This window comes from Faecalimonas hominis (assembly GCF_054660755.1).
Genome location: NZ_BAAHSH010000039.1, coordinates 1 through 25,527, shown reverse-complemented (window position 1 = coordinate 25,527; position 25,527 = coordinate 1). Strand labels below are relative to the sequence as shown.

The following is a 25,527-nucleotide window of genomic DNA, read 5'->3' as shown; positions in this document are numbered from 1 at the left end:
TATTAATGCGGTTGGCGAATCTTGCATTAATTATAACACTGGAGGTTTTTTACTGTAAGCTGAAGCACCTCTATCTCACCTGCATAGCAGGTGGTTTATTTGTTTTCCAAAGTTCCGTTTTTCGGATCAGCGAAAAACTCCACAATGGCAAACAGGGCTTTACCCTAACAACTAAAAACGGGACGTAGTGAATTCAAAATTCACTACGTCCCGTTTCACATTTCCATCATATAAAGTTCATGTAACGCTCTCGTCGCACAAATATATTTTCCCTGCTTTCCTTTTTCTTCATTCCATTTTGAAGAAATTCCGAATACGCAGTCAAACTCCAGACCTTTCGCCATATAAAATGTTGTAACAGTGACTCCCTTTTGAAAGTGCATACTATCTCTGTCCAAATATGAAGCCTGAATCCCTCTTTCCTGCAACTGCCGGTAAAACTCTTCTGCCTCTTTTTCTGTCATCGTAATAATCGCTATTGTTTCGTACTTCTCTCCCACTTCTTTTATTTTGTTGATAACAAAATCTATCGCTTCCTTTTTATCAGTTTTTCGCTCCTCCACCGCTTTACCATGACGTTCAAATAGTTCCATATCCGTATTTGCTGTAATGGAATTTGCGTACTGAGCAATCTCCACTGTATTCCGATAACTTTTATTCATTACGATTTTTCGTATGTCTTTTCCCAATATTTTCGGCAGGAATGTCAGCACATCTCTTTCTGTCGTATCGATAGTCTGTTGCTTGTCTCCCAAAATTGTCATCTTACATGAAAATAAATAGTCCAAGATTACATACTGCAAATAGGAATAATCCTGCATCTCATCGATAACCAAATGTTTTATCTGCTTATGCTTCTTTCCGCCTTCCAAACGATACTTTAAATATAACATAGGAAATACATCTTCGTACTGCAACTGTCTTTTTTCATATTGGACTGTCGGAAGAAGCGGATACCCCATCTCTTCCAATAACCAATTATAAATTTTATAGACATCTCTTGTGACATACATTTTCATAAATCGGCTTGAAAGGCATTCCTTCTCTTCTTCTGATAAATCTCTTCCACGCAAAGTTTCCCATGCGTCCACAAAGTATTCCTGCACCGCTCCCATACGAGCCAGCAGCGGTATTTCCTGAAACTTATAATAGAATAAATCTATAATTTCCTGTTCCGTAAGTTTCATTCCTTTAAATTCCACCTCAGTGAAATCCATCAGTTCATCTTCCAACTGTGCCAAAAAACCTTCCGCCATACCAACAAATTCCGCAGACTGTTTTGTTCTGTATCTCTCTTCCTGTTCTTTGTCGTCTTCACGCAGTTGACGCTCGATCTGATGGTATCTGTCCTCGCAATCCGAAACAATCTCCTGTAATTCTTTATAGGCAAATAAATCAAAACTCATTTCCTGTATGTTTTCCTCGTTGAGTTCAGGAAGAATATGAGAAATATAATCGGCAAAAACACCATTCGGAGAGAGAATAAGCACATTCACCGAGCGCAGATTTTTCCTGTCATGGTAGAGAAGATACGCTATGCGATGCAGTGCTACCGATGTCTTCCCGCTCCCCGCAACTCCCTGAATGACAAGTATTTTATCTCTTGTATTTCGTATAATTTCATTCTGTTCCTTCTGAATTGTCCGTACGATGTTTTTCAACTGCACGTCTCCATTACTTCCCAATTCCTGCTGTAAGATACCATCATCAATCTTCATGTCACTCTCAAAACCGTACAGCATTTTTCCGTTTTTAATTTTATACTGCCATTTCGAACAGATTTCTCCTTCCATTCTTCCTGCCGGGGCTTCGTATGACGCCTCCCCCTTATCGTAGTCATAAAAAAGACTGCTCACAGGCGCTCTCCAATCATAAATCAGAGGCATTGTCCCCGCGGTTTCCGCAAAATTTCCAATTCCGATATAGAAAACCTCTGCTTCCTCTTCATCTTCATATCGAAAATCCACTCTTGCAAAAAACGGAGAATCTTTCATTTTTTCAAAACGATATTTTAATTGAATCTTTTCATGGTTTGCATCTGCCTGACGAAAAAGAGCCTGCTGATTATCATAATTCTCATATCCGTATTCGTCCATCTCAGTGTAATTTTCCCAGTAATATGTGTGCATATTTTCAATTTCTTTCTGCCCTTTTTCGATGCCTTCTTCCAACTGTCTGATTCGTGTATTTAGTTTTTCCGTAATTTCTTTTAAAAAAATTGTTCCATCTAACTTTTCCAATTAATTTTTCTGCTCCTTTATTTTTTCTGCCAAATCATTCAAGTACACCCAGCGTTCCATTTTTTCTTCCAGCAACATTTCTTTCTCTTCTTTCTGTTTTGTAAGTTCAGAAAGTTTAGCTGAGTTCGTTGCATTTTTCATCATTTCATCGTCTATATTTTCAAGTTCTTCTTCCAGTTTTGCAATATCGTCATCTATCGTCTCATATTCTTTCTGCTCTTTGTATGAAAACTTTAATTTCTTCTCCCGGTTCTGTTTCCAGTCATTTTTTACAGACACTTTCTTCTCTTTATCTTCTGTTTCTGCTGTCTCTCTCTTCTTTTTTGCCTCAACATAATCTGTGTAACCACCCTCGTACTGTTGTAGATGTCCATTTCCGTCAAACTCAAAAATGCGGTCAACTACATTATCAAGAAAATATCTGTCGTGGGAAACCGTGATAACAATTCCCTGGAAAGAGTTAAGATAGTCTTCTAAAATCGTCATGGTCGGAATATCTATATCGTTGTTTGCCTCGTCGAAAATAAGTACGTTCGGCGCAGATTGTAAAATGCCGAGAAGATACAGCCTTTTCTTCTCCCCACCGGACAACTTTTCTATCGGTGCATACTGCATATCCGGTGTAAATAAGAAACGCTCCAGCATCTGTGACGCCGTAATTTTTCCTTCCCTTGTAGGAATATATTCGGCTATATCTTTTACATAGTCAATGACTTTCTGCTTCGTATCCATATTTGGTACTTCCTGTGCGAAATAACCTATTTTAATCGTTTCTCCAACCTCCACTTCTCCCTCATCTGCTTCGATTACACCTGCAATAATTTTAAGAAGAGTTGATTTTCCACAGCCGTTTGGGCCTACAATTCCAACGTTCTGATTTTTCAATGCGATATAACTGAAATTGTCAATCAGTTTTTTATCCCCGTAACTTTTGCTGACATGACGAAGTTCTATTGTCTTTTTGCCCATTCGTGTCTCCACCGAATCAATCTGGGCAACCTGTTCCTGAACAGGAGCGTTCTTTCCCTTCAACACTTCTAAACGTTCCAGTCTCGCCTTCTGTTTTGTTGTTCGCGCCCGGCACCCTCTCTTTGCCCACTCCAATTCCATACGAAGTACACTCTGTCTTTTTCTCTCTGAGGCCAGTTCCATTTCCTCTCTCTGCGCCTTCAATTCCAAAAACTGCGAATAATTCGCCTCATAAGCGTACAGTTTTCCTCTGCTGATTTCCAAAATCTTATTTGTAACTTTATCCAAAAAATATCTGTCGTGAGTTACCATAACGACAACTCCCTTATATTTCCGCAAATAGTCTTCCAGCCATGCAATCATGTCGCTATCCAAATGGTTCGTAGGTTCATCAAGCAAAAGTACTTCAAATGAGGAAGTCAGCGTCTTTGCCAGAGCAACTTTCTTCTTCTGTCCTCCCGAAAGATGTTCTATCTTTTGGTCGAAATCCGTAATCCCCAATTTTGTCAGCGCACTTTTCACTTCACTTTTGGCTGTCCAGTCGTTTTCCCTGATTCCCTCATTTGCATAAGAAAGTACGGTCGCATCTTCCGGAAACGCAGGTGATTGAGGCAGATAAGCAATTCGTATACCGTTCTGCTTTATAATTTGTCCTGCGTCCGCTTCTTTCGTGCCTGCAATCAGTTTTAAAAGCGTTGTTTTTCCCGTCCCGTTAATACCGATTACACCGATTTTCTCCCCTTCCTGTATTCCACAGGAAACATCATCGAAAATAACTTTCTCTCCAAATATTTTACTAATATGTTCAATATTTAATATGTTCATGTATACTTAACTCCTGTTTTTGTTCTTTTTTATTTATCTGTAGGAAGTTTTATTATAACACAAAAAAGAACCCTGTACACAGGATTCTTCTTTCACAAACAGTGCCATTATAACAAATATTCATTTATAACTTTCGCCACCCCATTGTCATCATGGCTGCTCGTAATTATTTTAGCAATTCTTTTCACTTCTTCATTGGCATTTCCCATAGCAACCGGACAACCCACAATTTTCAACATGGAGCAATCATTTGCATTATCTCCAATAGCCATAACCTGCTCTAACGGAATGCCCAAAGAGTGGCACAAATAATTTAGCGCCTTCCCCTTATTCGCCTCCTCATCTGTAATTTCTATATAATTACTGCTGGAATAGGCAATCTCCAAACCGGGAAGTTCTCTTAATTGTTCATTCATTGTCTGCAACTTCTCCCGATTCCCCGAAAAAATCTGGAGTTTCTCCAATGGTTTTTTATTATTCTTTACCCATTTTTCCAAGTTGATTATAGGACTGTGTGTTTTGAAATCCCTATGATATGCCACACGGCGATAGAGCATCTGTAAAACACGGTTATCATAGCACCTTCCCTCGCTGTGAAACGCCAGTCCTACATGAAAGTTTTTGCAAACATTCCATATATCCAAAACACTTTTCGTTGAAATCAACTTTCTATACAATACTTTCTTGGCTTTCATATCATATATTTTAGCCCCATTAGATGAAATCACATAACGGATTCCTTCCAGAGTTCTCAACTTTGCAGGTAATCCCTCCAGACATCTTCCTGTCACAACAGCCACGGTGATTCCCTGTTCCATTGCCTTTTTCAACGCCTGCTGAGTAACAGTGGTCATTTTATGATGACTATTTACCATTGTCTCATCAATATCTACTGCCAATAATTTTATATCCATATATATGCCTTCTTTTCTATGATTGTAATTTATGAACCTAATTATATCCCATATATATTTCTTATACAACTTTCATTTCTAATCTTTTTCCAAGTCTGCTAAAGATCTCATTGGCTATCGTTCCCGCCTTATCCGCCATGTCAAGTACGGACACCTCTTCTTCTCCCTCTCTGCCGATAAGTGTAACCGTATCTCCTGCTCTTACGTCTTTTATCATTGTCACATCTATTAGCAACTGATCCATACAGATTTTTCCAATGATGGAAGTTTTCTGTCCATGTACAATCACTTTATTATTCGTACCCGAAAGATTTCTGGGAATTCCATCTGCATAGCCAATGGATACCGCCGCTATTTTCCTGTCTGCCTCAGCATGATATGCTCCTGAATATCCCGCTGTTTCTCCCGATTTAATTTCTCTGACAGAAGTCACAAGCGCTTTCAACGATAAGGCCGGCTGCAATGGAAGTTTCACTTTCGTTTTATCCTGCTTTGAAGACAACACTCCAAACAGGGCAATTCCTATTCTCACATAATCATACTGTAGTTGAGGATAGTTCAATAAACCATAACTGCTTTGTATATGTAGTTTGGGGATAACTATTCCTCTTTGTTTTAAGTTATCCACCAGCCTGTCGAATTTCTCTATCTGCTTTTCTGTTTTCTCTACCGCCTCTTTTTCTAAAGAATCCGACTCATATAGATGTGTAAACATGCCTTTGATCCGTAAATTTTGCAGATTGAAAACTTTCTCCGTCTCTTCTATATTCTCTGCCAAAACGCCAAGACGATGCATTCCTGAATCTATTTTCAATTCCGCCTGTATGGAAAAACCGCATTTATTCATTTCCTCCCCATATCTTTCGTCTACGATTGTCTGTATCAGATCATATCGGACAACCTCTTCCATTCTTTTTAAATCCGTGTATCCCAGGATTAAAATGTCTCCTATAATTCCATTTTCACGCAGTTCAATCCCCTCGTCAACGGTTGCAACCGCAAAAGAATATATTCCCATTCCATTTAACATTTTTCCCACCGGAACCGCACCATGACCATAAGCATTCGCCTTTATTACCGCCATCATTTCACAACCGGAAGGCATCATGTTTCGCAGACAGTTCACGTTCCATTTTATTTTTTCCAAGTCAATTTCCAGCCACGCTCTCATCTTTTTTCCTTCTTTCCATATGTTATACATATCGATGCTGCAACAGAAACTAATGTCACTATAAGAAAGTTACAAAGACTATTCTCAACAAAAAGGTTTTCTAAATGCAACACCTTTGCCACTCCCCTCACTCCGATAATCACAAGCGGGTGTATCACATAAATGCACAAAGCAACTTTCCCAAGATGTCTGTTTCTTTTTCCTTTCCAAAAAAGTAAGAGTTGAAAAAGACATACCATACACGGAAGAAGTAAAATATACATACTGTCGTGTCTTTGCATATCAAATGTATGTAATATCACACCCTCCGCAATCATTCCCCCAAGAGAAACTGCCATTCCAGTCACTATCTTCCATTTTTTTACAGTTTTTTCTTCTGACAGCCACGCCCCTAACATAATAAAGACAGGGACATAAAACAAACCATTTCTCGTATATCCAAAAAGAGAAAAGATAAACTGATACATATTTTTCAATAGCGGTATCCCCTCTGTCAAACCGTAATAACTATCACCGAAAAGTCCGATGACGTACAATACTCCTCCTACAAAAAACATTCTCCTTTTCCCTAGCCGTTTTAATAGAAAGTACACTACCCATACTCCTAAAATCGTTGCCGGAAAATACCATAGGTGGTACATTGTCCCCTGAAAAAATATATCTTCTACAATTCTCTTTCCTAACCCCTTTCCATGTAAATCTCCCATATACCAGTTGACCGGTAAATAAATCACTATGGAAATACCGTAAAGAACAGCCATTTTCTTTGTAAACACTTTCATTTTCTCAAGTGTAGTTTCCAAATTTTTAAACAGGAAAAATCCTGTAGTCATCAAAAAGAAGGGAACGGCAACCCTCGCTATAATTCTTGTCAGAATAAAATCAGCGTAAGGCTGATAAGAAAGAAGCGGTGATGTATGAATAGTTATGACAAGTATTGCAGATACAAAACGAAAATAGTCAATCCCTCTGTACTCATTTCTCATCTTCTACCTCCACAATGTCAGGATAAATCCGTCCACATTATTTCCCGAAATTTTATACAGGCTATTCTCCGGCAATAAAATAACCGTTTCCTCTTCTGCCCTGATATAGAAAATTTCAATCTGTTTGTCGGCAGCCAAATAGGAAAGCCCTTTTGACCATACGGATAATCTTTTAATAACTCAATATACTCCTCCAGACACAGCCCCCGTTCTTTTATAATCATGGAGTGAGGATAGCCCACATATCGAAAGTGCCACTCCTCCGCTGCAATCTTCGTGATTTCTTCTTTTTCCTTCGTATACCGCTCTATAAAGCCATATTGATATGACTGTGCGCGAAACTTTTTCCCCGCTCCTTCATTTGAAAACGCCGGGCAGATAAAATCTATCTCTTCTCTTTTCTCTCCGACATCAATAGCAAATCCTGTCTGGTGTTCACTGTGGTTTGGTATTGCCACGTATTTTCTCGTAAATTCTCCACCGTTTTCCCAGAGAGAAGTTTGATAAATTCTTTCCTGCTCTTTTTTAGAACGGTAACCGCTTACAAGAGCAATTTCATTTTCCCCACATATTTCTTCCAGCAGTTTTTTGAGTGTGACAGACGCTTCCTTCTCTAAAACCACCTCCGGATAATTTGTATTTATCTGACACAAACGTCTCTCCCGCTCTACTCTTAGAGGATAATCTCTGTTCACTAACACAAGCGTTCCTCTATGTACGTCTTCTTTTTTCATGATTATTTTCTTCATCATTTCACCTCTAAAGAAATCAAGTTATCCAAAACATCTTCAAACAGCATATCTATTCCCTTCATCATATTTGGATATCTGCTGTGAGAAGTAAATCCCGGAATGGTATTCACCTCATTAAACACAATCCGCTTATCCGGTGTTAAAAACATATCCACTCTCGCAAATCCTTTGCATGACAGTGTGCGATAAATTTTCTTTGCAGTTTCTTTTATTTTTTCTTCTATTTCTCCGTCAATTCTTGCCGGCATGTGAATCTTTGAATTTTGCAAAGTGTATTTTTCTTTAAAGTCAAAAAATCCATCGGAAAGTTCTATTTCATCTACTCTCCCCACAATAAGTTTATCGTTGCCAAGTACCGCGCACCCCACTTCAAATCCTTCTATATTTTCTTCTATAATAACTTCGTCATCATGGGCAAACGCCAACTCCACCGCTTTTTCCAACTCCTCTTCTCTGTCCACTTTTGTGATACCAAAAGATGAGCCTGCCCTGACAGGCTTTACAAATACCGGATAAACTAATGCGCCTGCTTTTTCTCCTTTTCTTAACACGACCGCCTTCGGAACAGCGATTCCCTCTTTTTCTACTAACCGGTGCGCCTTATCCTTGTCCATACAGAGTGACGAAGACAATGTCCCACAGCCGATAACCGGAAGTCCTGCCAACTCAATCAACCCTTGGATTGTCCCGTCCTCCCCGTTTTTCCCATGCAAAACAGGGAATACTGCATCAACTTTTACCAGACGATTGCCCTCCTTTGTACACTCCAAAATTCCTTGTTCCACTCTGTCCGGCAATATCCATGCAGGATTGCATTCCTTTTCCTGCCATGTATCTTCTGATATATATTTCTCTTTTCCATAATAACGAAACCATTTTCCTTCTCTCGTTATCCCTATAGAAATTATTTCATATTTTTCTCTATCCAAATGGGTTAGCACCGCATACGCCGATTGAAGCGATACCTCATATTCTGTCGAACAACCTCCAAATATAACAGCTATTTTTTTCATTTTCCTTCTCCTTTCACAACAAAAAAGCATTTTTACCTTTGATAGCGTCATTCTATCAAAAGCAAAAATGCTTTTTATCTCTTTTTCTATACTGCTTTTATACGATTTTCTCTTCAATTTCTTATGATTTTCTTACAAAACGGGAAGTTCTATCTCAAATCGTATACGTTCATCTTCACTGTAAGCCTGAATTGTACCGTGGTGCAGTTCTACGATTTCTTTCGCAATGGCAAGTCCAAGCCCTGCACCGCCCGTTCCCGTTCCTCTCGCCGTATCTAAACGATAAAACTGTTCAAATATTCTGGCCAATTTTTCTTTTGGAATGGTATTCCCCTGATTCTCACAGGCAATATGTATCCGATTTTCTTTCTCAGTCACGGTCACCACAATTTCTCCGCCCGGAAAACTATAATTAACTGCATTTCTAAACAGATTATCAAATACTCTCTGCATTTTGCCGACATCACATTTCATCATATAATCTTTCGGCATCTGTAACCGGAATGACAACTGCTTTTCTGTCAGTAATGGTTTAAATTCATAAGTAATCTGCTCCAACATTCGTGTCAGATTGACTGAACTCACTTCTAAAGTCAGATTGGAAAGATTAAATCGGGTAATCTCAAAAAATTCATTGATCAAATCTTCCAGATGCTCTGACTTTGTCAGCGCTATCTGCAAATATTTTTGTCTCAATTCTTCAGAAATCTGCGGTTCATCTTCCAGCAAAGTTAAGTATCCAATGACGGACGTAAGAGGTGTTTTTAAATCGTGGGCCAGATATACAATCAAATCATTTTTCCTCTGTTCTGCCTCTTTTGCCGCTCTCACATTTCGCTCCATTGTAATGCGAATATGATTTAACTGATTTTCTGCATCTTTTAATACAGGCGGAAATTTAATCAATTCTTCCCTGTTTTGATATAATCCTCCTGTCGCCTGCAGTACCTCCGACAAATATACGAAGGGTTTTCTCACAAAAAAAACTCCTACGCAAAACCCTCCAAAAATTGTAGCCAAAGTAGTGAACATTACCATTTTGGACTCAATCCATTTTCCAAGGACATAGATGAAATCATCTTCATACCATATAAACTGTCCTAAAATTATCTTTCCAAGTCCGTATGCAAGTAAAACTATACACGGACAAATCAAAATTGCAGCAATTAGTTTCAATATATGTTTATGATAAATTTTCTTAACTTCTTTATTCAACTTTATACCCCACTCCCCACACTGTTTTTACAAATTTGGGTTTTCTCGGCGGCTCATGCAGTTTCTCCCTCAATCTTCCGATGTGCGCCATTACCGTGTTGTTGCTGTCATAGTATTTTTCTCCCCACACCTGTTCAAACAGTTCTTCGGAAGAAACAACCTTACCTCTATTCTCACACAGATACCAGAGAATGGAAAATTCAATGGGCGTCAATTCTATCTTTTCCCCAAACAGTGTACATTCGTGGGTTGTCTTATTAATCACCAATCCTTTGATATCATGTTCTTCTTTTTCTTCCACAACCGTTTCTACCTGATTGTATTTTGTATATCTTCTCAACTGTGTCTTCACTCTTGCAAGCACTTCCAACGGATTAAAAGGTTTTAGAATATAATCGTCCGCCCCTAAAGTCAACCCTAAAATCTTATCTGCATCTTCCACCTTCGCCGTCAGCATGATGACCGGATAAAAATATTTCTCACGAATCTTCTGACAGATGGTAAATCCGTCTATATCCGGGAGCATAATATCTAAAATGGCTAAGTCCAGTCTGGTCGTCCGAATACAGTCCATCGCTTCCTTTCCTGTATAATATTTATGTACTTCAAAACCATCGTTTTGTAAGTAGACTTCCAATAAGTCAGCTATCTCTTTCTCGTCATCTACAATTAAAATCTGTTTCTTCATCTGTATTATCCCCTGATTTTATTTTATTGCCCTCGTCGCAAAGAAAGTCGGCACATTATACTCGTGTAAATTTCCTTCTCCGTTTGTATCCTCGTAGATATTTGTCAAAATAAATCCCGCCTCCAACTGCCCGCCAATCTGCTCCTCCAGCGTATGTGAAAACTGTATTCCCCAGTCATTTTTAATGGAATACTCATAGATTTTCTTATCTTTCATCGGATTAAACGGCAATTTATGCTGCAATTTTGTCTCCGTCTCATCAAAAATGTAATTCATTCCATTATCCAATCCACACAGAAGAATACCACCTTTTTTTAACACTCTGTAACATTCTTTAAAAATAGGTTTCACTTCCTCCACATAGCAATTTGACACCGGGTGAAAAATCAAATCAAATGTTTCATCTGAAAACGGAAGAGGTTTCGTCATATCACCTTCTATGATTTTTACCTCGTATCCCTCTCTCTCTGCCACCATTCGCTCGCTTTCACACTGTGTATGAGAGTAATCCAAGAGAGTACACTTTGCTCCCAAAGCGGAGAAAACAGGAATCTGCTGCCCGCCTCCGCTTGCCAGCCCCAATATGTTCTTATCTTTTAATTCTCCAAACCATTCGTGCGGCACATACTTTGTTGGCGTCAGATATACTCCCCATTCCCCTCTTTCTGCCTTTTTAAATGTTTCATGTGTAATAGGCTCACCCCATTCCCAGCCTTCCGCGCACCATCTGTCTACCGATTCCGCATTGATTTTCTGATAGCCTTCACTCATTTTCTCGCCCTCCTAAACATTCTCTTTTTTAAGAATAACACATGAAAAGACTCTGCACAAATAAAATATTTATACAGAGCCTCTTCTCTAATTTTTTTCCGTTACATGAATATCCATACTTCCCGAGCGGAATCCTTCCAAATCCACTGTAACATAGTCATATCCAAATGCTTTCAACTTTTCAATCACTTTCACTCTATTATTCAAAAGTAACGGCATATCTTTTTCATCTACTTCAATTCTGGCTATCTCACCATGCACACGGATTCTCACATTATAAAATCCAAGTGTTTTAAGCCATTCCTCTCCTTCTTCCACCTGATGCATTCTCTCATAATCCAACTTTGCACCATAAGGAAATCGGGTTGCCATACATGGTGTGGACGGTCTGTTCGCAACAGATATACCATACTCTGCCGCCAGTTTCCTTACTTCAGCCTTAGTGAAACCGCTCTCCGCCAAAGGACTGATAATGTTCAATTCTCTCAAAGCACGGATACCCGGGCGATATACATGAAGATCATCTTCATTTGTTCCCTCCACAACGTTTTTTACTCCAAGTTCTTTCGCTTTCTCCTTCAATTTGCCGAAGAGTAAACTTTTACAGCGATAACACCTGTCTATCGGATTATATTCGATTCCCGCGTCCTGAAGTTCATCTATATATACAACTAAATGCTTTGCTCCCGCTTCTTTTGCTACCTTCGTGGCAATTTCTACATCTTTCATAGGGTGTAGTTCCGTATGTACGGTAATGGCGTAAACTGTTGTTCCGTAGTTTTTCGAGGAGTCACAACAAATCTTTAACAGCAGACTGCTGTCCACCCCTCCCGAAAAGGCAAGTACAATATCTTCTTTAGCAAGAGAATTTATTTTCTCAAACAACTGTTTCTTTTTTTCTTCATAACTTTTCATTTATTGGCACTCCTCAATAATCTTACGATACACTTCCTGCCATGATTTTCCGCTTTCTTTGCAGATTCTTGCAATGCTATCATGCTCCGGGTAAATTCTTTCCCCTGTTGGAAGACTGCAAATCTTAATCTGCACTTCTCCCATTGATGTATCACGGGTTTCAATTCTTCTCGGTAAAACACTTCTCTCCATGCGCTGAATGCGGATACCGATACTTGTTGTTTCTTCAAAAATAATTTTCTGTAACTGCGAAATCTGATTTTCTTTACAGATTACGTTTAACTGATAACCGGGACGGTTCTTTTTCATAAAAACAGGGAAATAATGTACGTCTCTTGCTCCTGCCTCCATAAGTTTTTCCATCGTATAACCAAGCGCCTCTCCCGTGCAGTCATCAATATTACTTTCCAGTTTTATAATTTCATCTTTTTCGACATCTTGATTTGCCTGCTCCTCAATAAGCATTGCGCGAAGAATACTCGGTCTCTCATAATTTCTTTTTCCCGCACCGATACCTGTTTTCAAAATACGGAAATTTTCCGGTAACTTCTCCTCCGTTCTAATCGCCGCCGCAATAGCCGCCCCCGTAGGAGTGACAAATTCCCCTTCCGTCTCTGTAATGCGCAGTGTAAGGTTTTCTGCATTGACAATATTTGCAACGGCAGGAACAGGAATCGGAAGAACCCCGTGCTGGCACCGAACTGTTCCGCTTCCCTCGTAAAGCGTAGGGATAATTACGTCCTCTATTCCTAAATTATCAAGGCAGATGGCAACGGCAGCAATATCCACTATAGAATCCACTGCGCCCACTTCATGGAAATGTACTTCTGTCTTCGGTTTTCCATGCGCTTTCGCCTCTGCATTTGCAAGAATATCAAAAATCTTTTCCGCAAGTTCTTTTGCCCGTTCCGTCATTCTGCTGCAACGGATAATTCCCTGAATTTCAATCAGACCACGGTGTTCATGATGATGGTCGTGACCATGTTCATGTGTATGCTCGTGATGATGGTCGTGGTCATGTGTATGTTCATGATGATGGTCATGACCGTGTAAATAATGCATGTCATGATCATGATTTTCCCGCTCCAGCACCACGTCAAAGTCACAGGCGTCCAGCCCCGACTTCGATACTCTGCTGATTTTCGTCTGAAACTGTCCGCTGATTGAAAGGCTGTTTAAAGTTTCATTTAATACATCTTGATCTGCGCCCAAATCTAAAAGAGCAGCCACCGTCATGTCTCCGCTTATTCCGGCATAACACTCCAAATATAATTTCTGTTTACTCATGTTCATGTACCCCCAGTTTATTAATCTGTGATGCTATGTAACCTGCACCATATCCGTTATCAATATTTACCGTAGCAATTCCATTCGCACAGGAATTAATCATTGTTAGCAATGCTGATATTCCATTCATGCTTGCACCATATCCGACAGAAGTAGGCACTGCAATTACCGGTTTATCTACAAGTCCTCCGATAACACTCGCTAATGCTCCCTCCATTCCCGCTACTGTAATCACGCAATTTGCACTCTGAATTGTCTCTACTCTGGAAAGAAGGCGGTGAAGTCCGCTTACCCCCACATCATATATTCTTTCTACATGATTTCCGAAAAACTCCGCTGTCTGTGCCGCTTCCTCCGCAACGGGAATATCTGCCGTTCCCGCTGTACAGACAACAATCTTTCCGACATATTCTTTTTCCTTCTTCTCAATCTTCAAAATGCGGGACAGCGCATCGTACTCTACTTCAGGAAGTTTTGACTGCACAAGTTCCGCCTGTTCTTTTGACGCCCTCGTTCCAAGTACTTCTCCTTCTTCTGCATAAAGCCGTTCATAAATACTTAAAAGATGCTCGTCCGCCTTTCCGCTGCAAAATACAACTTCTGCGCAACCGGAGCGTAGTTTTCTATGTGTATCCAACTTTGCATATCCTAAATCTTCAAACGGTTGTCTGCGGAAAAATTCTTCCGCTTCCTCCACAGACATTGCGCCATTCTTCACCTGTTCCAATATTTTCTTTGTATCCATATCTGCCTACCTCCGATTTATTTCACTTAAGTCAACTATTCTTGTACAAACTCTTTTTGCCAGATCCATATTATGTGTGACAATCAGCATTCCATAATTGCGTTCTTCTGCCATCTGCAATAAAACATTCCAAATCTGCGCCTGTGAAATAACATCTAGCATCGTTGTAATTTCATCACAAATAAGAAATTTTGTTTCGGGACTTAATAGACGCACAATGCAAAATCGCTGCAGTTCTCCTCCCGACAGTTCCCGCGGCCATCTTGTCAGCCAGTCTTTTTCAATTCCAAAACGCTCCAATATTTTCTCATCGGGATTCCAGCATTCATTTAATGTCTTCTCCATTTTCCATCTCGGATTTACCGCTAACTCGGGGTGTTGGTAAATCATCTGCACCGGACAGAAACCTTTTGCCTGCAAAGGTTTCCCGTCGAGCAAAACCTGTCCGGAATCCGCACGGTTATATCCTGCAAGAATTTTCGCAAGTGTACTCTTTCCGTATCCTGACGGACCTACAATCCCTACTCTTTCCCCTGTTTCTATTTTCAGGTTTACGTCCTTTAGAATCCATGAAGATTTATCCGTATATCGAAAACTTATATTTTCCGCACTAAGTTGCATGAACACACCTAACCTTTCCGCCTCTCAGCTTTCTCATCGGAATTTCACCGCAGCACTTCTTCGTCACATTCGGACAGCGGTCTGCAAACAGACAGCCTTCCGGCAGGTTAGCCGCATAAGGCTGCACACCGTCTATTGCCTGAAATTCATTTTGCGGCAACGCTGAAATAAAGGCTTTGCTGTAAGGGTGACGGAGTTTTTCTGCACCGGCAAGGAAATCTTCCGTTGGCGCTGACTCCACAATTGTTCCCGCATAGAACACGGCAATTCTGTCCGCCACATGAAATGCTAAATCAATATCGTGAGTTATCAAAAGTACTCCCGCTCCATTATCTGCAATCTCCCTAAAATGTCTCAGCGTATCCATAGCCATATCAACGCTAAGTCCCGGTGTAGGTTCGTCTGCAATAATTAATTCAGGAGACTCCATAACCGCTGAAGAAACAAGCACTCTTCTCGCCATTCCGCCGGAAAGTTGAAACGGATACATTTCCTCTACGTCTTTTGATAATTTGTATTTTTCAAACATTTCTTCCTGTCTTTGTTTTGTAGAATAGACGCCCGTAACCTGTTTCCCCACCTTCATCACAGGGTCCAAATAATCAACGGACTGAGGGATAAACATCATCTTTCTTCCAAGAAGTTCTTTTCTTCTTTTTTGTGTAAGTTCTTCTCCATTATAGGAAATCTTTCCACTGATATTCGCATTATTTGGAAGCAGTCCCATAATGGCATGTGCGAGAAGACTTTTTCCCGAACCGCTTGAGCCCACCACGGCGACAATCTCTCCCCGATTTACGTCCAGAGAAAGAGAATGTACAACTTCCAGATTTTCTTTATGGAAAAATCCTTTATACATGCTAAATGACACGACAAGGTCATCTACCGTTAAAACACTTTTTTCTTTCATTTCTCTTCTCCCTACTCATTTCCACTTCCCGGATTCCAAAGTTTCTTCAAATTCTCTCCGATAACATCGAATAAAATAACTGCAATTAAAAGCATTAAGCCCGGGAACAACGCAAGCCACCATTTCCCCGTTGCAATATGGTTCATTGCCTCAGATAAAATCACCCCTATTGCAGGCATTTCCGCAGGCATTCCAAAACCGAGAAATGTGATGGACGCTTCATGCATAATTGCGTGTGGGAAAAGTAAAACCAATCCGATTAAGTATGCCGGAAGCACATGAGGTAAAATGTGCTGTACTGCCACCTGTGTTTTTGATTTTCCCATTTTATATGCCGCCTGTACATACTGTGCAGAGCGAATCTGCATAACTTCCGAGCGGACGATTCTTGTCAGCGAAGGCCAATGCGTCAGGGCGACGGCAACCGTTACCCCCTTCACTCCTTTTCCCATCATAAACGAAATTAGCATTAAAAGCACAAGATGGGGCAGCCCCATACATAAATCTACGCACCAGTTGACAAATTTGTCTACCCAGCCGCCAAATACCGCAGAGGCTATTCCTGCAACTAAAGCGATAACCGAACTGACGACGGAGGCTAAAATACCGATAATCAAACTGTTTGACAGACCTTTAATACATCTATAAAACATATCTCTTCCCACAAAATCCGTGCCAAACAAATGTTTTAATCCCGGTGCCATAAATTTATCCGCATAATTTGTGTCATAACAGGACGGGTCCATAAAGATGCCCCAAAAGAAAATTCCTGCCAAATAAATAACTGCAATGGCCACCAATATGGCAACCATAACTCTTCTGTTCCAAAATTTCTTCTTATCCACGTTTCTCCCCCTCTCTGATTCTAGGGTCAAAAACGCCATATAACAGATTAGCAATTAAATTTCCGGTAAATACAAATAATGCACTGAAAATTGCTATTCCCAGAAGAAGCGGTACGTCTGCATTCATCGCTGCCGCCGTTGTCGCATTTCCTATGCCCGGATATGCGAACACAGTCTCCGCAAGCGCCATACCTCCAAATAATTCATTGAAAGAGGCGAACTGAACCGTAATCGCCGGAAGGGCAACATTGCGCAGAACGTGGCGTTTGACAAGTTGTCTGCCATTTTCCCCTCTTGCTCTCGCATACAGAATAAAATCACTGTTCATAATTTCTATTACTTTCTGCCTTGTATATAAAACGACTTCACTTATACTTACAATCGTAAGTGTCAATACCGGCAAAATCAAATGGTAAATGCGGTCGCCGAGTGTCACCTCTGACGCCAATTTTCCCGCCGGAACTGCCATTCCGATTGGAAACCAGCCCAACTGTACCGCAAATATTGTTAAAATAAGCAGTCCAATCCAAAACACCGGCGCTGATTTAATTACAAGACAAAATGTTTTTACAATTCTGTCCATAATTCCTCCCTGGCGCATTCCACAGACAATACCCAGTATAAAGCCAATGATACCGGACAATGCCCATGCCAGCATCATCAGTACGATCGAATACGAAAATCTTGTCTTAATCACCTCAATGACCGGTTTTTTATATGTGATGGACATTCCCAAATCGCCATGAACAGCGTGCTTTACCCAAGTGGCAAACCTCTCAGGAAGGGGATCATTCAACCCCCATTCCTCAGCGATTTCTTCTTTTGCCTCCTCCGACAATGTTGAATTTGTACCTACATAGGAGACCAGAGGATCAATAGGTGCTTTTGTAATCAGTAAAAACGCCACAATACTGACTGCCATCAAAAGCAGCACCATTCTCACACATTCTCCTAATAACTTCTTTCCGTTTTTCATTAAACTCTCTCCGGTTCTATTTCATTTTCCAATCTGCCATATTGCAGATAATAGGTGTTCCATGCCCATGTGGGTGTGGAATCTGCGTATCTATTGAAATATCCAATTTATCGCTTATAAAGTAGCAATGCTGAATATTTACAAGGAATAAGTTTGTGTAATCTTCATCTGCAATTTTCTGAACTTCTTTCCATGCGGCAACTGCTTTCTCCTGCGTATTTGCAGATAACGCTTCCTTAATTTTAGCATCTACTGCCGGGTTCTGGTAACCTACCACATTATCGTATCCTCCTGTCAGGAATAAATCTGACTGGAATAAAGAAGATAATACTGTTGGAGAATACTGTCCCCAGCCCCACATAATTGCCGATGTGTTTTGTAATGTTACAATTTCCTCCCAAGTTGCCGTTTTTACTTTAATATCAATGCCAAGTTCCTTTGCATTTTCCGCAAGCGCCACAGAAAGATTATATCTGTCCGTATCCCCTGACGATGCATACAAATCAAATGTACATTTCTGTCCGTCTTTTTCACGGATACCGTCTTTTCCTACTTTCCAGCCTGCATCTTCCAAAAGTTTTTTCGCCTCGTCTACCTTTTTATCCGGATAAGTATCCGTACTCGCCCAAACAAGGTTATCTGTAAAGTTCACTGACGGAAGCCCGATTCCGTCAGAAGAATTATCAATAATTTTCTGACGGTCAATTCCGATGGAAAGTGCTTTCCTTACTGCCAGATCGGAAGTGACATTATTTCCAACTGTCACTTTCTTGCCATCAGAGTTTTTCATTTCAGTCACTCTGCGCACCGGAAGACTGACATTTCTAACGTCCATTGTCTCTAATTTCTGTAAAGTCATTCCCGGAATTTTTTCTTTTGAATAGTTTGTTCCGACCATAACAACGTCCAGTTCTCCCGCTTTTGCAGCCGCAAAAGCAGCATCTGTATCCATATTTACAATAGTCACTTTCTTAATTTCCGGTTCTTTTCCAAAATAATTTTCGTTTGCCTCCAAGATAATCTGCTGATCTGCGTCATATTGCGCAACCTTGTACGCTCCCGTTCCAATTGGTTTTGTATCAAACGCTTTACTGTCATAAGCATCTGAAGGCACAATCTGGAGAAGTGCCGTTGTATCTAAAAACGGTGAGTACGCTTCTTTTAACTTAAATTCAACCGTATTTTTATCTATTTCTTTTACCGAAGCAAGACGTGTCAAATCTACATACTCATTATCCGCCTGATTTTTTTGCACTGTCTCATATGTAAATACAACATCTTCCGCATCAAAATCACTTCCGTCACTAAATTTTATATCTTCGTTCAAATGGAAAGTATATGTTAAGGAATCCTGACTTATCTCCCAACTCTTTGCCAAATCTCCCACATACTTTGAATTACTGTCCACTCTCAATAATGCGTTGTTAATAAACGGATATCCGTGTGGTAACGCACCTTTAATCGGGTCCAGACTTCCTTCAAATAGTGTTGTTCCTACATATGCCTTAATTCCGTCCTCTTTTTTTGTGGAACTATCTTTCTTCCCGTTCTCTCCGCCACAACCGGAAACAGCCATCGCAAACATCGCTGTCACGCACAATAAACTCATAAATTTTTTCTTCATATTTTTTCCTCTCTTCTAAATGAAAAAAAGCATACGAACTACCCTTCTGGATATTCCTACGCCTTCTGACATTTTCTTATTCTTGTGTATCAATATGATTATTCCGTATTCCACCGTCTCATTTGTGAAATACTTCTGTATCTCGTTTACGCTTCATGCTGTCTTTTCCGGTTATATACTTCTCATATGATATTGCTTTCTAGCAATTTGAATATTCAATTAATTCTTCTACCACCGATGCAATTAAAAAACTCATCGATGTGTTTCCAACTCCGACAATAATGTTGTTACAATGGTTCATCGGAATCAATAACTTTCTTGCCTCACTTTGACCAACAGCTTCTGCCATCTTTGAAGTGATTTCACCGTACATAGAATCAGCAATTGCTATTCCAACCGGTCCTATAATTATCTCTGCTCTTCTGCAGCCTACCACAACTGCATTCTCGCCTGTTGCCGCATGGTCTGCTCCCGCTTTCAGCATATTCGATGTTGCCATGGAATTCGTTCCCACTGCCGTTATCTCTGCTGCAGGAAATTCCTGCTTAATCGCTGACACAAGTTGTTTCCCCATGCCACCGCCCTGTGCATCTATAATTAGTACTTTCATTTCTGCTCCTCATTTCTTTATTTTCTTATCTTGTATAGTATAGCAGAATATCGGGGACACTGGCAATCTTTTCATAAAGTATCGGCGGTCAAACAACCGCCGACGCTTTATTATATAGTTATATGGAGTTTAAACAAATAACTTTATTTCGCTTTTTTCTTCTTTAAGAATGATAATTCTGTTTCCGCTATAATAATAGCAGCAAAAATTAATACAAATCCCATGATTGAACGTGGTGTGAATTTTTCATTAAAGAAAATTGCTCCAAATACAAGTCCGAAAATATTTTCAAAACTTAAGATAATTGAAACACTTGTTGGGTTTTCTGTCTTCTGTGCAATTGTCTGTAATAAGAAACAGATTCCTGAACAAACAATACCAAGATATAACACTCCACCAACTGCTCCCATATTCCATTCGATTGCTCCCGGATTCTCCATTGTCAATGTAAATACCCAAGCTAAAACGGCACATACAACAAACTGAAGCATTGTAATTAATCCAGGGTCTTTATCTTTGCCCCATTTTGCAATGGCAATAATCTGTGCTGCCCAGAATACAGAACTGATGATAGAAATACTGTCACCGTAACTGATACTGAAGTTTCCTGCTACAGATACTAAAATAATACCGACCGCACACATTGTCGCTGCAATAACATGATAAATCTTTGGTTTTTCTTTTAAGATTAACCAACCAAGAAATGGTACAAATACGCAGTATGCAGATGAAAGGAAATGACTCTTTCCAGGCATCTCAAGCATAACACCGATTGTCTGTGTGAAATATGCCATAAACAGACATACACCAATGAAAATACCACTCTTTAAATAATCTTTATCAATTTGTTTTAACTTGTTGAAATTTGCCAACGCTAAAATCACACCTGCAACCGTAAAACGACAGGCAAGAAGTGTTCCCGCCGGCAACGTGTCCGTAGAACCTTTGATAACAACCATGGAACTTCCCCATGCAATCGCTACGAACAAGAGAGCTAATTTACCAAACATGCTATTCTTCTTCATAAATTTTTCTCCATTCATTTACCGTGAAGAACTATTCCATTACGCCAAGTCCTTTTGCAACACGTGTAATGAAGTCCTGAACATTAGTTACCATAGTTGTTGCTGCCAAACTTCCTCTGTCTAAAAGTTTGTTTACAACGAATTCGTCTGCGTCAACTGTGTAAAGATATACCGGACGAATTGTTCCGTCTTTTAATACACGGAAAGAAGGAGTCATGTTACCAACAGCGATTGTATGTAACATTGTTGCAAGACAGATAACTGTTGTTGCTTCTTTAACAATACCTCTCATTGCATTTGCTGCTTCATAAACGTTTCCATATACTTCCGGAAGTGGTCCGTCATCACGGATAGAACCTGCAAGTACGATTGGCACGTTGTTATTTACACAACTGCAGATAATACCGTCGTTCAAATCATAATCTTTCATGAACTGTGGAATAGAACCGCTTCTTCTTACTTTATTCAATACGTCTAAGTGATTGTAATGTCCGTTTGGCTGTGACTGCTGTGTGTAGATGTCCTGGCCAAGGGCTGTATGTAATAATGCACCTTCCAAATCATGTGTTGCCAAAGCATTACCTGCTAAAAGACCATGTGCATATCCGTTTTCAACAAGTGCCTGCATTGCTGCTCTTGCGTTAGCATCGAAAGCGAAAGCAGGTCCCATTACCCATACAATCTTTCCGCCGTTTTCTTTTTCATGTTTTAACAATTCAAATAATTTGTCATAGTCACGTGCATATGATGTCTCACGGCTTCTTCCCTGACGGAATACGAACTGGTCATCTAATTTTTCTCCAGCCTCTTCAAATCCGTGACAGTGCATATATACACCTTCTTCGCATCTTTCTGTTCTTCCAAGAAGTACTTTGTCACCTTTTTTAATATTTCTCGCTTCAACAACTGCAAGATGTCCATCATCACAGAGAATTACACATGAATCCATACGGCTTTCCTCCGCAAGTTTCCATTCTCCATTGATTTTAAAGTATTCAGGATACATAGATGTGCTGTGATAATATTCAGGCACTACCCCGTCCTTTTCTGCCGCTTCGTATTTAGCGTCCGGTGCGTTTACGAACATTTCCTGTGTAAAGTCCGGGTGATGATACTTAGGCATTTCAAAATTTGACATAATACTTACCTCCTTAGTTATATACATTATTTATGAGTTTATAAATACTTATGATAATAATTTAACACATCTGACACACCCTCATCAGACAATTTATTACGTTATTTCTGTATTTTACGTTGTTTTTTATGCAAAAAAATCACAAAACCGTTGTTTTTTGACTCTGTTTTTGTGATTTTTCAACATATTTTTTCTTATTCACTTTTCCAATTTTACTTTCCTGCGAAATTCCCCTGCCGTTCTTCCTTTTATTTGTAGAAAATTCCGTGACAATGTCTTCTCCGTCTTGTATCCCACCTCCAGCGCAATTGTCAGCACACTCTTATCACTGTCGAGCAGCAACTGTGCAGCATGGTTTACACGGATAAAATTCAAAAATTCGTTAAAACTCATTTCCACTTGATAAGACAATACACGATTTAATTCCTTCGGAGACATTTTAAACTGCTCGCTGACCGCCTGCAATTGTAAATCTTCCGTATGATTTCGATAAATGTATTCCACAATTTCATAAAACTCTCTTCTATCTACAATGTGACACCTGTCTCCGATGACCTGATATGTATTGCGAAACTCTTTTGTCTTTATTCCCATTCGCGCTTTAAATACTTTACACATATGCGAATCGTCCGTAAATCCTAAAATCTCTGCCAGTTCCCCTACAGTTAAATTTGTATAGAGCAGATAATTAATCATTTTACCTACCCGCATTTCATTTAGCAAATCAAAAAAAGACAATCCTGTCGTGTTTTTAATATAAGAACGAATTGCAGATTCACTCATATAAAATTTTTGCGACAACATAGAAATCGTAATCTTTTCATTCAAATGCGCATACATAAACTGCAAAATTTCACTTGCATCTATCGAAGTCTCCCTGGGAACTCTCCTGTTGCTCCTAACAAAAGAAACTAAAATCTCAATCAATTTATTAATAATATATACGTTGCTGAATATTTCCTCTCCCGTTTCTTTTTCATCTTCGTTTACATATCTTATTTCATTTCCTATCTGATGAAACATGTTTTGTATTTCTTTATATTTTTCTTCTCCGAACGTAATTACCGGTGCCTTTCTGAGAACCTGCGAAAAAGATAACTGCACATTATCCGGATTAAAAAATGTTTTTACCAACTCATTGATTCGTTCAAAGTGGTATTGTACTACATAAAACTGAAGTGGTTTTTTTACTTCCACAATCTCTGTAATCTGCCACGGTAATACGGATACAAGGCTCCCTTTCGTTATAATATATTCTTTGCTGTTTATCAGAATTTTCCCTACCCCTTCATTTACCAGCCACAACCTTGACATGGGGTGAATTAACGGCTCCGTAACTTTCTCAAAAACTTCCACTTCAAAATTACATATACAGTTATTCATATTATCCGAGGTATAGAGACTCTGAATTGGAATAAATCCCATTTCCTGACTCCTCTCAAACAACTCAATTACATAGTTACTTATACATAATAAACATATTCTCACTCTCTGTCAAATAAGACCTGCCCTTGTTTTCTTTTTGTTTTTTCTTTATACTATAAATAAATGAATTTTATATACAAATCAAAGGAGTGTAATAATGTACAAATTACAAAAACAGTTAGAATCCATTCATCGCAAAAGGTATCCTGCCTATAAATCACTAAAAGGCGTTTACGATTTCAAAAATTATACTTTATCCATCGACCACGTACAGGGCGATCCCTTCGCCTCCCCATCTGCTGTGAGTGTCCGTATTCCTCACAAACTTGCGGGATTTCCCCGGGAATACTTTGACCGTTATGACAAACGAATTGCGTTACAGGACTATTTGCTGCGCCTTTTCGCAAAGAAGATTTCATCGTTTAGTTTTAAGGCAAAAGGCTCTGGAAAAAGCGGTCTTATTTCCACGAGCCTTTGCGGGCAGAAAATTTTAGAGAGAACTGCCTGCGAATTTGCAGATAAGGAAATCATTGTCCGCCTTGAAATTGGATTTCCCGCCAACGGAAGAACAATAAACGCAACCGAACTGGAAAAAATTCTTTTCGATTTCCTTCCAAAATGTATCGAATCTATCTTTTATTATAAAAAATTAAATGCAGATAATGTCCTGTCTGTCATTCATCTCGCTGAAGATCAGACTGCTGTCCGCGAACAGTTAAATGAAAATAATTTAATCTGCTTTATTGCAGACGGTTCTATTCTTCCGAGAGAATCCGGTATTTCTGACAGACCGATGAAAAATGCCATTCCTTTTAAAAGCCCTTCCTCTCTTCTCGTGGAACTCTCTCTTCCGCGCCAAAGAAAAATAAAAGGTATGGGATTAAAAAAAGGAATCACTCTTATTGTCGGCGGCGGTTATCACGGAAAATCTACATTATTAAATGCTATCGAATCGGGAGTGTATAATCATATTATCAGAGATGGTCGCGAATATGTCATCACTGATGACACGGCAGTAAAACTTCGCGCAGAAGACGGTCGCTGTATAAAAAATACGGATATTTCTCTTTTCATCAACGACCTTCCAAACCAAAAAGATACGCAGCATTTTTCTACGGAAAATGCCAGCGGAAGCACCTCTCAGTCTGCCAATGTTATTGAAGCTATGGAGAGTGGCAGCAAACTTTTCCTTATTGATGAAGACACTTCTGCCACAAACTTTATGGTTCGCGACGAGTTAATGCAGAGTATTGTGACGAGAGATAAAGAGCCGATCACACCATTTTTAGAACGTGTAACAGATTTGTACAGACAGTCCGGCATTTCCACTATCCTTGTTGCAGGAAGTTCAGGTTCTTATTTTTATACGGCAGACACCGTTTTGCAGATGGACTGCTATCACACGAAAGAAATTACCGACAAAGTAAAGGAAAAGTGTAAAAAAACAACTGCCCCTTCTCTTTTTGCGCCAAATTATAAAACACCTGATTTTCAGAGAACTCTTTTTGCCGCAAAACCAAATTACCGGCCAAATGACCGGATCAAACTAAAATTCCACGGGAAAGACTCTTTCCAAATTGACAGGCAGACTGTGGACTTACGCTACGTGGAACAATTGGCAGACGCCGAACAAACCGCCTGCCTTGCTTACTTATTAAAATACGCCCTTTTACATTACAGTGGAAGTAAAAAGACGGTGCAGGAAATTGTCTCTGCCCTCACCAAACAAATTGAAACAAAAGGATTGTCTTCTATTTTTGACTCTTCTTATATTTCATTAGGACTTGCTCTCCCCCGTCCGCAGGAAATCTATGCCTGCTTTAACCGGTATAGAGAATTATAGAAAAGGGGCTGTTGCAAAA

24 protein-coding genes are annotated in these 25,527 nt (G+C 39.6%); 2 read left to right on the top strand and 22 right to left on the bottom strand.

The features are described 5' to 3' along the window. Positions 1-188: hypothetical protein (locus tag ACYQ35_RS07575; RefSeq protein ID WP_459831869.1), on the top strand; the 188-nt coding region annotated here is incomplete at its 5' end. A 27-nt stretch (positions 189-215) separates the two neighbouring features. Here the strand turns inward: ACYQ35_RS07575 and ACYQ35_RS07570 are convergent. From ACYQ35_RS07570 to ACYQ35_RS07465, 22 genes are all read right to left on the bottom strand, one after another. After that, positions 216-2,240 (bottom strand): HelD family protein, encoded by a 2,025-nt coding sequence (locus ACYQ35_RS07570; RefSeq protein ID WP_459831866.1) that lies wholly within the window; start codon positions 2,238-2,240, stop codon positions 216-218. Continuing rightward, complete coding sequence (locus ACYQ35_RS07565; protein WP_459831863.1) at positions 2,241-4,034, bottom strand: ABC-F family ATP-binding cassette domain-containing protein; 1,794 nt, start codon at positions 4,032-4,034, stop codon at positions 2,241-2,243. Positions 4,035-4,141: 107 nt separating this feature from the next. Continuing rightward, positions 4,142-4,948, bottom strand: a complete 807-nt coding sequence (locus ACYQ35_RS07560) for a Cof-type HAD-IIB family hydrolase (RefSeq protein ID WP_009460987.1) — start codon at positions 4,946-4,948, stop codon at positions 4,142-4,144. 61 nt (positions 4,949-5,009) lie between these two features. Next, entirely contained in the window at positions 5,010-6,119 is a 1,110-nt protein-coding gene (vanT, locus tag ACYQ35_RS07555; protein ID WP_009460986.1) for a serine racemase VanT catalytic subunit, read from the bottom strand. Further along, a complete protein-coding gene (locus tag ACYQ35_RS07550; RefSeq protein WP_459831856.1) occupies positions 6,116-7,105 on the bottom strand; it encodes an acyltransferase in 990 nt (329 codons plus the stop codon). Before ACYQ35_RS07550 ends, vanT begins: the two co-directional genes overlap by 4 nt. Positions 7,106-7,122: 17 nt before the next feature. Continuing rightward, a complete protein-coding gene (locus ACYQ35_RS07545; protein WP_459831853.1) occupies positions 7,123-7,857 on the bottom strand; it encodes a M15 family metallopeptidase in 735 nt (244 codons plus the stop codon). Beyond that, complete coding sequence (vanG, locus tag ACYQ35_RS07540; RefSeq protein WP_459831849.1) at positions 7,854-8,870, bottom strand: D-alanine--D-serine ligase VanG; 1,017 nt, start codon at positions 8,868-8,870, stop codon at positions 7,854-7,856. The genes ACYQ35_RS07545 and vanG overlap by 4 nt, the downstream gene beginning before the upstream one ends. 132 nt (positions 8,871-9,002) lie before the next feature. Next, positions 9,003-10,085 (bottom strand): sensor histidine kinase, encoded by a 1,083-nt coding sequence (locus ACYQ35_RS07535; RefSeq protein ID WP_459831844.1) that lies wholly within the window; start codon positions 10,083-10,085, stop codon positions 9,003-9,005. After that, entirely contained in the window at positions 10,078-10,773 is a 696-nt protein-coding gene (gene vanR, locus ACYQ35_RS07530) for a VanR-ABDEGLN family response regulator transcription factor (protein WP_009460979.1), read from the bottom strand. Before vanR ends, ACYQ35_RS07535 begins: the two co-directional genes overlap by 8 nt. A gap of 18 nt (positions 10,774-10,791) precedes the next feature. Further along, a complete protein-coding gene (locus tag ACYQ35_RS07525) occupies positions 10,792-11,544 on the bottom strand; it encodes a class I SAM-dependent methyltransferase (RefSeq protein ID WP_009460977.1) in 753 nt (250 codons plus the stop codon). Positions 11,545-11,631: 87 nt separating this feature from the next. Beyond that, entirely contained in the window at positions 11,632-12,459 is an 828-nt protein-coding gene (gene larE / locus ACYQ35_RS07520; protein WP_009460976.1) for an ATP-dependent sacrificial sulfur transferase LarE, read from the bottom strand. Further along, complete coding sequence (gene larC / locus ACYQ35_RS07515; RefSeq protein WP_009460974.1) at positions 12,460-13,746, bottom strand: nickel pincer cofactor biosynthesis protein LarC; 1,287 nt, start codon at positions 13,744-13,746, stop codon at positions 12,460-12,462. Next, positions 13,739-14,491 carry a nickel pincer cofactor biosynthesis protein LarB gene (gene larB, locus ACYQ35_RS07510; RefSeq protein ID WP_009460973.1) on the bottom strand — a complete coding sequence of 251 codons (753 nt, stop codon included), beginning with the start codon at positions 14,489-14,491 and terminating at the stop codon, positions 13,739-13,741. The genes larC and larB overlap by 8 nt, the downstream gene beginning before the upstream one ends. A 6-nt stretch (positions 14,492-14,497) precedes the next feature. Then, entirely contained in the window at positions 14,498-15,112 is a 615-nt protein-coding gene (locus tag ACYQ35_RS07505) for an ABC transporter ATP-binding protein (protein WP_009460972.1), read from the bottom strand. After that, on the bottom strand, positions 15,102-16,022 hold the full coding sequence (locus ACYQ35_RS07500) for an ABC transporter ATP-binding protein (protein WP_459831829.1): 921 nt from the start codon (positions 16,020-16,022) through the stop codon (positions 15,102-15,104). Before ACYQ35_RS07500 ends, ACYQ35_RS07505 begins: the two co-directional genes overlap by 11 nt. 11 nt (positions 16,023-16,033) lie before the next feature. After that, positions 16,034-16,867 (bottom strand): ABC transporter permease, encoded by an 834-nt coding sequence (locus ACYQ35_RS07495; RefSeq protein WP_459831826.1) that lies wholly within the window; start codon positions 16,865-16,867, stop codon positions 16,034-16,036. Continuing rightward, a complete protein-coding gene (locus tag ACYQ35_RS07490; protein ID WP_459831823.1) occupies positions 16,860-17,843 on the bottom strand; it encodes an ABC transporter permease in 984 nt (327 codons plus the stop codon). The genes ACYQ35_RS07495 and ACYQ35_RS07490 overlap by 8 nt, the downstream gene beginning before the upstream one ends. Before the next feature lie 16 nt (positions 17,844-17,859). Continuing rightward, positions 17,860-19,467, bottom strand: a complete 1,608-nt coding sequence (locus ACYQ35_RS07485) for an ABC transporter substrate-binding protein (RefSeq protein WP_009460960.1) — start codon at positions 19,465-19,467, stop codon at positions 17,860-17,862. Between the two features lie 199 nt (positions 19,468-19,666). Further along, on the bottom strand, positions 19,667-20,077 hold the full coding sequence (locus ACYQ35_RS07480) for a DUF3842 family protein (protein ID WP_009460958.1): 411 nt from the start codon (positions 20,075-20,077) through the stop codon (positions 19,667-19,669). A 143-nt stretch (positions 20,078-20,220) separates the two neighbouring features. Continuing rightward, the gene (locus tag ACYQ35_RS07475; protein ID WP_009460956.1) at positions 20,221-21,102 is read right to left on the bottom strand and encodes a DMT family transporter; all 882 of its coding nucleotides are present in this window, start codon (positions 21,100-21,102) and stop codon (positions 20,221-20,223) included. A gap of 31 nt (positions 21,103-21,133) precedes the next feature. After that, on the bottom strand, positions 21,134-22,240 hold the full coding sequence (locus ACYQ35_RS07470) for a putative NPN-dependent ornithine cyclodeaminase (RefSeq protein WP_459831816.1): 1,107 nt from the start codon (positions 22,238-22,240) through the stop codon (positions 21,134-21,136). Positions 22,241-22,438: 198 nt separating this feature from the next. After that, positions 22,439-23,665: an AraC family transcriptional regulator gene (locus ACYQ35_RS07465; protein WP_009460952.1), complete on the bottom strand. Its 1,227-nt coding sequence runs from the start codon at positions 23,663-23,665 to the stop codon at positions 22,439-22,441. A 157-nt stretch (positions 23,666-23,822) separates the two neighbouring features. Between ACYQ35_RS07465 and ACYQ35_RS07460 the strand changes: the two genes are divergently transcribed. Continuing rightward, entirely contained in the window at positions 23,823-25,508 is a 1,686-nt protein-coding gene (locus ACYQ35_RS07460; protein ID WP_459831813.1) for an ABC-ATPase domain-containing protein, read from the top strand. Positions 25,509-25,527 lie beyond the last annotated feature (19 nt).

What these genes read in the sequence shown, in the direction of transcription:
- ACYQ35_RS07545 (WP_459831853.1), bottom strand. Translation starts at nt 7,857, where the DNA reads ATGATGAAGAAAATAATCATGAAAAAAGAAGACGTACATAGAGGAACG.
- ACYQ35_RS07460 (WP_459831813.1), top strand. Translation starts at nt 23,823, where the DNA reads ATGTACAAATTACAAAAACAGTTAGAATCCATTCATCGCAAAAGGTAT.
- vanR (WP_009460979.1), bottom strand. Translation starts at nt 10,773, where the DNA reads ATGAAGAAACAGATTTTAATTGTAGATGACGAGAAAGAGATAGCTGAC.
- vanG (WP_459831849.1), bottom strand. Translation starts at nt 8,870, where the DNA reads ATGAAAAAAATAGCTGTTATATTTGGAGGTTGTTCGACAGAATATGAG.
- larB (WP_009460973.1), bottom strand. Translation starts at nt 14,491, where the DNA reads ATGGATACAAAGAAAATATTGGAACAGGTGAAGAATGGCGCAATGTCT.
- ACYQ35_RS07565 (WP_459831863.1), bottom strand. Translation starts at nt 4,034, where the DNA reads ATGAACATATTAAATATTGAACATATTAGTAAAATATTTGGAGAGAAA.
- ACYQ35_RS07500 (WP_459831829.1), bottom strand. Translation starts at nt 16,022, where the DNA reads ATGAAAGAAAAAAGTGTTTTAACGGTAGATGACCTTGTCGTGTCATTT.
- ACYQ35_RS07485 (WP_009460960.1), bottom strand. Translation starts at nt 19,467, where the DNA reads ATGAAGAAAAAATTTATGAGTTTATTGTGCGTGACAGCGATGTTTGCG.
- ACYQ35_RS07465 (WP_009460952.1), bottom strand. Translation starts at nt 23,665, where the DNA reads ATGGGATTTATTCCAATTCAGAGTCTCTATACCTCGGATAATATGAAT.
- ACYQ35_RS07480 (WP_009460958.1), bottom strand. Translation starts at nt 20,077, where the DNA reads ATGAAAGTACTAATTATAGATGCACAGGGCGGTGGCATGGGGAAACAA.
- ACYQ35_RS07470 (WP_459831816.1), bottom strand. Translation starts at nt 22,240, where the DNA reads ATGTCAAATTTTGAAATGCCTAAGTATCATCACCCGGACTTTACACAG.
- larC (WP_009460974.1), bottom strand. Translation starts at nt 13,746, where the DNA reads ATGAGTAAACAGAAATTATATTTGGAGTGTTATGCCGGAATAAGCGGA.
- vanT (WP_009460986.1), bottom strand. Translation starts at nt 6,119, where the DNA reads ATGAGAGCGTGGCTGGAAATTGACTTGGAAAAAATAAAATGGAACGTG.
- ACYQ35_RS07560 (WP_009460987.1), bottom strand. Translation starts at nt 4,948, where the DNA reads ATGGATATAAAATTATTGGCAGTAGATATTGATGAGACAATGGTAAAT.
- ACYQ35_RS07475 (WP_009460956.1), bottom strand. Translation starts at nt 21,102, where the DNA reads ATGAAGAAGAATAGCATGTTTGGTAAATTAGCTCTCTTGTTCGTAGCG.
- ACYQ35_RS07505 (WP_009460972.1), bottom strand. Translation starts at nt 15,112, where the DNA reads ATGCAACTTAGTGCGGAAAATATAAGTTTTCGATATACGGATAAATCT.
- ACYQ35_RS07490 (WP_459831823.1), bottom strand. Translation starts at nt 17,843, where the DNA reads ATGAAAAACGGAAAGAAGTTATTAGGAGAATGTGTGAGAATGGTGCTG.
- larE (WP_009460976.1), bottom strand. Translation starts at nt 12,459, where the DNA reads ATGAAAAGTTATGAAGAAAAAAAGAAACAGTTGTTTGAGAAAATAAAT.
- ACYQ35_RS07525 (WP_009460977.1), bottom strand. Translation starts at nt 11,544, where the DNA reads ATGAGTGAAGGCTATCAGAAAATCAATGCGGAATCGGTAGACAGATGG.
- ACYQ35_RS07550 (WP_459831856.1), bottom strand. Translation starts at nt 7,105, where the DNA reads ATGAGAAATGAGTACAGAGGGATTGACTATTTTCGTTTTGTATCTGCA.